Consider the following 4,551-nt stretch of genomic DNA (forward strand, 5'->3'; position numbering starts at 1 on the left):
GCCGCCGAGCAGGCCGCACGCCGGGAGCTGGCCTGGACCCAGGACGAGCTCGCCGCCGCCGAGCATGCCGCCGGCGCCGCCCTGGAGCGCGAGCGCTGGGCCCGGGAGGTCCACGACACCCTCGCCCAGGGCTTCGTCTCGATGATCACCCTGTCCCAGGCGGCCCGCAGCGAGCTGGCGGCCGGCGCACCCCGGGGCCGTGGGCTCCAGGCTCGACCAGCTCGAGGCGGTGGCCCGCGACAACCTCGCCGAGGCGCGGTCGCTCGTGGCGGGCGAGGGCCCCAGCACCCTGCGCACCGGCGATCTCGGGCAGGCCCTGGCCCGGCTCGTCGAGGCCCAGCACCGGGATGGGCGCCGCGCCGCCCTGAGCGCCGACCTGCCCGAGGGGCTCCCGCGCACCGTCGAGGCGACGGTCCTGCGCACCGTCCAGGAGGCCCTGTCCAATGTCGCCCGCCACTCCGGGGTGCAGGAGGTCCTCGTCAGCGGGTCCTGTCAGCATGTCGGTGGGCTGAGCGAGCTCGTCATCGAGGTGGTCGACGACGGCGTGGGGGCCGACGGGCAGCCCGAGGGCACGGGGCTGACCGGCGTCCAGGTTCCGCGGGTGGTGGTGCTGACGACCTATGACACTGACGGCGACATTCTGCGGGCGGTGGAGGCCGGGGCGATCGGTTACCTGCTCAAGGACTGCCCGCGCGAGGACATTCTGGCGGCCGTGCGCGCCGTCGCCGTCGGTCACGGGGTGCTCAGCCCCGCAGTGACCGCCCGCCTCATGGAGGTCGCCCGCGGGAGCGGCGGCCCCGGGGCGCCGGGAGCCGTCCAGGAGCCGGGGTCGACCCTCTCGCCGCGCGAGCGCCAGAACCTGGCCGGGTGAGCCGGGGCGTGTCCAACAGCCAGATCGGCGCCGAGCTCTACATCGCCGAGGCCACCGTCAAGACCTACCTCCTGCGCGCCTTCCACAAGCTCGGCGTCGACACCCGCGCCGCCGCCGTGGCCGAGGCCCTGCGCCGCGGCCTGCTTGACCTCGACTGAGCCCGGCGGCACTGATGTCGAGGAGGCAGTACGACGTCGGTCCGGGGCTCGTCGTCCAGGTCGATACGGAGCCGTTGACGCCTGGCCGGCTTGACATGCCTGCCGGGCGCCGACGGGGGTGCGAGGGTGCGCTTGACAAGACTACTGAGTGCGCTCATAGTTGAGCATGCTCAGTGAGAGGATGTACCGCAGCTGAGCGGTGTCGGTAGACCGGATGCTCGTGAGTAGGCAAGGAGGGTGGGAGCGAGATCGGGCGAGGGCTCTCACCCGGTGGTGCATGCTCGCAGGCATGCCGTGCCGTACCTTTCGCCGCTGGGGCCGCTCGGGCCGGCGTCCCATCCACCGCAGGCACGTGAGTCGTTGAGGCCGACAGGCGCCGGGACCATGCGCACAGATGTCAATGAGGGAAGAGGAACAATGCGAGCCTTCGCGTTCGATGCCTACAAGCAGCCGGTGCACCTGGCCGAGGTGCCAGAGCCCACCGTGGGTGAGCGGGACGTCCTTGTGAGTGTCGGTGCTGCGGGCGTCAACCAGCTGGACGACAAGATCCGCCAAGGCGAGTTCAGAACCATCCTGCCTTACCCGACCCCGCTGGTTCTTGGGCATGACGTTGCGGGCACCGTCATCCGGACAGGGAGCGCGGTCATGGGATTTCAGCCGGGCGATCAGGTGTTCGCAAGGCCCAGGGACGGGCGAATCGGCACTTTCGCAGAGAGGATCGCCATCGACGAGGCTGACGTGGCCCTTGCGCCCGCCACCATCAGTGTGGTCGAGGCCGCCTCCCTGCCCTTGGTGGCCCTGACCTCCTGGCAGGCGCTGGTCGTCAAGGGAGGGGTGAAGCCGGGGAGCAAGGTCCTCATCCATGCGGGAGCGGGCGGCGTCGGCTCGATCGCGATCCAGCTCGCCAAGCACCTCGGTGCCCATGTGGCCACGACCGTGTCGGGCCGGAATGTCGACATGGTCCGGGAACTGGGGGCCGACGAGGTCATTGACTACCGCAACCAGGACTTCGTTGAGTCGATATCCGGCTACGATCTGGTGTTGGACTCCCTGGGCGGAGACAATCTCGTCAGGTCCCTGCGGGTGCTCAGGACAGGTGGCAAGGTCATTGGGATCGCAGGCCCTCCCGACCCGTCGTTTGCCAGAGATAAGCGTCTTAATCCTGGTGTGCGGACGGCCATCGCCGTGCTCAGCAGCGGGATTCGGTGGCGGGCAAGGCGGCTTGGCCTGAGCTACGAGTTTCTCTTCATGTCTGCCAATGGCCAGCAGCTTGCGCAGATCTCCTCCCTCGTGGACGGTGGCGCTATCCGTCCTGTCGTCTCAAAGACCTTCGACGTGGATCAGACCCCCGATGCGTTGGACGTCGTTTCGAAGGGCGGAAATCGCGGCAAGGTCGTGATCGCAGGCTCCTGGGCCGAGTGATCGCACCCACCATGCTTCCGTATCAGACATTAAAGGGGACAATTATTTGGATGGGAGCCAGCGCCGACGGCTCGGCGGTGTCCTACATCCGGGCGCAAAACAAGACGGTCAAGGTCGACGGGATCACCTTCGCCTATCGTGAGCTCGGCCCGGCTGGAGGTGTTCCGGTCGTGTTCTTCGTCCACCTGGGCGCGACGATGGATAACTGGGACCCCAGGATCGTGGACGCCATCGCTAGCGGCCGCCACGTCATCACCTTCGACCAGTGCGGTGTCGGCGGCTCCTCGGGGGAGGTGCCGGGCACGATCGAGGAGGCCGCCGAGGACGCCCACACGTTCATCGCGCAAGGACTGGGTTACGGGACCGTTGACGTCTTCGCCTTGTCCATGGGTGGCTTCATTGCGCAGGAACTGGTCGTCCGGCATCCTGAACTGGTGCGCAGGCTGGTCCTGGCGGGCACTGGACCTCGGGGCGGTGCGGGAATCGACAAGGTGGCGGGCGTTACCTACCGGAGCATCCTGCGTGCGGCCATCGCCCGTGCCGACCCCAAAGAGTTCTTGTTCTTCGGTCGCGACAGTGCCGGCAGGCGGGCCGGGAGAGAGTTCATGGGGCGGCTCAAGGAGCGCGAGCATGATCGTGACGCACCGATCACCCTCAGGGCCTTCCTTGCCCAGCTCAAGGCAGTCACCAGGTATGGGCGGTCAGCGCCGTCGGATCTGTCGGTGATCACCCAGCCCACCCTTATCGTCAACGGTGACAAGGACCGCATGGTGCCCTCGATCCTTTCTGAGGATCTGCATCGGCGCATCAAGGGCTCTCGGCTCATCATCTACCCGGATTCCGGGCACGGGTCCATCTTCCAGTACTGGGAGCAGTTCGCGCCTGTCGCCGTCAAGTTCCTTGGTCCCTCTTGAGATAAGGGATCGGTTGTCGGTGACTTCGTGAGTGGCGCAGCGGTGCGCGGAGCCGCGCGTGCTTAGGCGGGCAGCAGCGCGGCGACCTGCGTGCGGATGCTCGTGAGCAGGTCTGAGATGCTCCTGTCCGCGGCGGGGTCGGTCCCCAGTTCAAGGACGAGGATGGCGGAGACGATCCTTGCCGCCGTCCTGGCTTGTTCTGCAGTCAAGCTGCTCCGGTCGGCCAGGATCTCGGTGACTGCCTGCTCCGTGCGTGAGACGATGGATAACGCCTCAGCGCGGTGGGGCTGCCGGGTGTCACCGAAGACCACCTCTCGCAGGTACGTGCGGCCGTTGTCAACATGAGCACGGTTGCAACGGACAACCTGCTCGACCAGGGCCATGACGCCGTGCAGCGCAGTGCTCGTGTGCGCGGCGCGCGCCCGCCCCTCCTCCAGGGCGCGGGCATAGTGGGCGTTCTGCACGAGCAGCAGGAGGTCACCCTTGGACCGGGCGTACAAGAATAGCGTCCCGGTGCCGATGTCGGCCGCCTCGGCGATCTGCTGGGTGGTCACTTCGTCGACGCCGTGGCGGGCGAACAACTCACTTGCGGCAGCGGTGATGCGCTCGAGCTTGGCCTGCTTGTCGCGCTCGCGCCTCGTGGGTGGCTGTGGGCTGCGCGGCACGGTGTCCTCCAGGATCAGAGTAGATCGGGCTGGGTACTGAGCATAGTCGCCGGCCGCCCGCGCCGACTGTCCGGGCTGACCTCCCGGATCCGAGGATCCCAGTAGCCGGCGCCGGCGGCGCGCCCCGCAGGCGTGCCGAGCCGGCCGAGCCGCCAGAGCCGCAGGGTCCTGCGCTGCGACGGCTTGTCCCCCGAACGGTGGACAAGCCGTGCCCTCCGATTGGTGGCTACCGTCACATTCGGGGGCGCAGGAGATTTTGGTGCATGTCACCCGCCCCTGCGATCGAGATCCGTGCCCTGACCAAGTCCTACGGTGACAAGGAGGTGCTGCGCGGCCTGGACCTGATCGTCCCGGTGGGCTCGGTCCTGGCGCCCCAACGGGGCGGGCAAGACGACGACCGTCGAGATTCTTCAGGGCCTGCGGCGTCGGGATGGGGGAGAGGTGCGCGTCCTGGGCCAGGACTCCTGGGTGCGTGTCTTAGTGTGGTGTTGCTTCCCGCTGGTGGTTCGTTGTCGTTGATG

General features: G+C 68.0%; 5 protein-coding genes and 2 pseudogenes. 6 read left to right on the forward strand and 1 reads right to left on the reverse strand.

Annotated features, from left to right (window positions below; translation table 11 throughout):
• Nucleotides 1–81: 81 nt before the first annotated feature.
• The 5 genes and pseudogenes from Q4C85_RS11830 to Q4C85_RS11330 all read left to right on the forward strand — a co-directional run.
• Nucleotides 82–141 (forward strand): annotated as a pseudogene (locus Q4C85_RS11830) (hypothetical protein); the annotation flags it as partial.
• 58 nt (nucleotides 142–199) lie between these two features.
• Nucleotides 200–871: a hypothetical protein gene (locus Q4C85_RS11835; protein WP_368501452.1), complete on the forward strand. Its 672-nt coding sequence runs from the start codon at nucleotides 200–202 to the stop codon at nucleotides 869–871.
• Entirely contained in the window at nucleotides 868–1,029 is a 162-nt protein-coding gene (locus tag Q4C85_RS11840) for a LuxR C-terminal-related transcriptional regulator (protein WP_368501453.1), read from the forward strand. Before Q4C85_RS11835 ends, Q4C85_RS11840 begins: the two co-directional genes overlap by 4 nt.
• A gap of 417 nt (nucleotides 1,030–1,446) precedes the next feature.
• On the forward strand, nucleotides 1,447–2,451 hold the full coding sequence (locus tag Q4C85_RS11325) for an NADP-dependent oxidoreductase (RefSeq protein WP_303142174.1): 1,005 nt from the start codon (nucleotides 1,447–1,449) through the stop codon (nucleotides 2,449–2,451).
• 50 nt (nucleotides 2,452–2,501) lie between these two features.
• Entirely contained in the window at nucleotides 2,502–3,365 is an 864-nt protein-coding gene (locus Q4C85_RS11330; RefSeq protein WP_303142175.1) for an alpha/beta fold hydrolase, read from the forward strand.
• 62 nt (nucleotides 3,366–3,427) lie between these two features.
• Here the strand turns inward: Q4C85_RS11330 and Q4C85_RS11335 are convergent, their stop codons facing one another.
• A complete protein-coding gene (locus Q4C85_RS11335) occupies nucleotides 3,428–4,030 on the reverse strand; it encodes a TetR/AcrR family transcriptional regulator (RefSeq protein WP_303142177.1) in 603 nt (200 codons plus the stop codon).
• A 263-nt stretch (nucleotides 4,031–4,293) separates the two neighbouring features.
• Between Q4C85_RS11335 and Q4C85_RS11340 the strand changes: the two are divergent.
• Nucleotides 4,294–4,492: pseudogene (locus Q4C85_RS11340) on the forward strand (ABC transporter ATP-binding protein); the annotation flags it as partial.
• Nucleotides 4,493–4,551 lie beyond the last annotated feature (59 nt).

It is taken from the genome of Actinomyces sp. (assembly GCF_030524025.1).
In the GTDB taxonomy this organism is placed as follows: Bacteria; Actinomycetota; Actinomycetes; order Actinomycetales; family Actinomycetaceae; genus Actinomyces.